At 51.4% G+C, this 2296-nt stretch carries 2 protein-coding genes; both read left to right on the top strand.

Annotated features, from left to right (window positions below; translation table 11 throughout):
* Nucleotides 1-91: 91 nt before the first annotated feature.
* Nucleotides 92-1174: a UDP-2,3-diacylglucosamine diphosphatase gene (locus ACK5NH_RS15310; protein ID WP_416921435.1), complete on the top strand. Its 1083-nt coding sequence runs from the start codon at nucleotides 92-94 to the stop codon at nucleotides 1172-1174.
* Nucleotides 1175-1176: 2 nt separating this feature from the next.
* Nucleotides 1177-2296 (top strand): GNAT family N-acetyltransferase (locus ACK5NH_RS15305; RefSeq protein WP_416921433.1); only part of this gene is annotated, 1120 nt, incomplete at its 3' end.

The following is a 2296-nucleotide window of genomic DNA, read 5'->3' as shown; positions in this document are numbered from 1 at the left end:
TGTCATCTGCATGTCACTTAAGCTTCATCATTCAGTCAAAGCCCGTCACTAATCTCTAAGGCAGTCAACAGCCGCATAGGGTGAATATGAGATGACTGGAGCTAATTACAGGGGACTTGATCGCACGCTTATCGACGCACTCAAGACTCCCCGCAACTCTTCCCGTAACACTCCTTCCAACTCTTCCGACAATGCTCCATCCAGTGTTTACGACACTTCCTTCTCAACCCCACATATAGCCAACGCCAGCAACGCCGCAAATTGCCAAACCATCACAGTTAACGCCCTCTGGCTATCGGATATCCATCTAGGTTGTAAGGATTGCAAAGCCGACTATCTGTTAAGCCTATTAAATACCGTGCGTTGTCAGCACTTGTATCTGGTCGGCGATATTGTGGATTTATGGGCGCTCAAACGCCGCCTGCACTGGCCCGAGAGCCACAATAAGGTATTGCAAAAGCTGATTGAACTGGCACAAAACGGCACTCAGGTGATGTATCTGCCGGGTAACCATGATGAGCTCATCAAGCCCTATGCCGAACTGACGCTGCTGAATATCAAAATTGCTCGCCAACATATTCATCAAGGTATTGGCGGCCACAAACTGTTAATGCTGCATGGCGATCAGTTCGATGCCGATGTTTGCGTTGGCCGCTTCTACGCCATCTTGGGGGATCATCTCTACGACTTGTTGCTATTCCTCAACCGCAATCTCCATCGCCTGCGTGAGCGTTTAGGCTACCCGTACTGGTCTCTCGCCAGCTATATCAAATCCCGCGTGGGCAAGGCGCAGACGGCTATCGCCCGTTTTCGCCAGGCCGTAGTGAATTATGCCCAGCACTATGATGTAGATGGCGTCATCTGCGGCCATATCCACCAACCAGAGTTATCGGTTCACGCTCGAGATAACCAATACAGCACGCCGGATAAGCGCCAGATAATCTATGCCAATGATGGCGACTGGGTCGAAAACTGCAGCCTGATCACCGAAACCTTAAACGGGGAACTACAGCTCTGCCGCTGGAACGAGCAAAGCGTAAACCTCGATATTCTGAGCAGTATTGTGCTGGCGCAAACGCCGCCCAAAGCACCTGTTAACGCCCCAAAACCTATTCCACAAACGGCCACACACAGCCCCAAACAAGCAGAAATCCAACCAAGGGATGTCGCCTAATCATGAACCCATTAACTCCTCATACCCCAAACGCTGATTCATTAAGCCCTAACACATTAAGCGCCAACGCATTAACGCAGGACGCAGCCATGCCACTGCCCGCCTTAAAAGCCAGTTCGATGATCTTTACCGTCGATAATGTGGTGGAGCAAAACCTGCCCGCCCTCAAGGATAAACCTTGGTTAGCCAAGCCGACTAAGGCCATGCTGCGTTACCTGTTGAATGAAAAACAATGTAACGAGATAGCCAATCAGTTTGCCTATCTCCAAGGGGTCGATTTTGTCGAGCAAGTGCTCGCCAGCTTCGATTTTAGTTTTACCGTGCCCGCCAACGAGGTCGAAAACATTCCCTGTGAGGGGCGCGTGGTGATCTTCGCCAATCATCCGATTGGCTCCCTCGATGCGCTTGCCCTGATTAAACTGGTCAGCGAAATTCGCCCCGATATCAAGGTTGTAGCGAACGAGCTCCTGATGGCACTCGAGCCTTTGCATTCTATCCTGCTGCCAGTACGCAATATGACGGGCGGCACACCGAAACAGCACCTCGAAAAAATCCATCAGCATCTACGCAATGAAGGCGCGGTGCTGATTTTCCCGTCGGGGGAAGTCTCTCGCCTGCGCCCGAGCGGCGTGCGCGATACCCAGTGGCACTCAGGCTTTTTAAAGATGGCGATTTCCTGTAATGCACCGCTGCTGCCAATCTTTTTGGATGCCAAAAACTCCGCCACCTTCTACGGGGCCTCGATGATTTACAAACCCTTAGCCACACTGCTACTGGTTAAGGAGATGTTTAAACAGGCCAAACGCAATATGCCGATCCGCATCGGCGAGCTTATCCCGAATGAAGCCGTGCGCTCGATGGACTTTCCGCTAAAAACCAAGATAAAACTGCTTAAAAATCATCTGTATCGCATCGGTAAAGATAAAGACCCACTGTTTATCACCCAAAGCGCCATCGCCCACCCTGAGTCGCGCCGAGAGCTACAGGCCGCGCTGCAACAATGTGAACTCCTCGGCGAAACCCAAGATAACAAGCTGATTTATTTGTATCAACATCAGGACAGCAACCCCATCATGCGCGAAATTGGTCGCCTGCGGGAAATCGCCTTTCGCGCCGTCGGCG

Origin of the sequence: Shewanella sp. (genome assembly GCF_047975355.1) — a bacterium.
Lineage (GTDB): Bacteria > Pseudomonadota > Gammaproteobacteria > Enterobacterales > Shewanellaceae > Shewanella.
Note: the sequence above shows the minus strand (reverse complement) of the source record. Positions and strands in the feature narration are given on the sequence as shown.

Coding starts and splice junctions, on each gene's coding strand:
- ACK5NH_RS15310 (WP_416921435.1), top strand. CDS start 92: ATGACTGGAGCTAATTACAGGGGACTTGATCGCACGCTTATCGACGCA.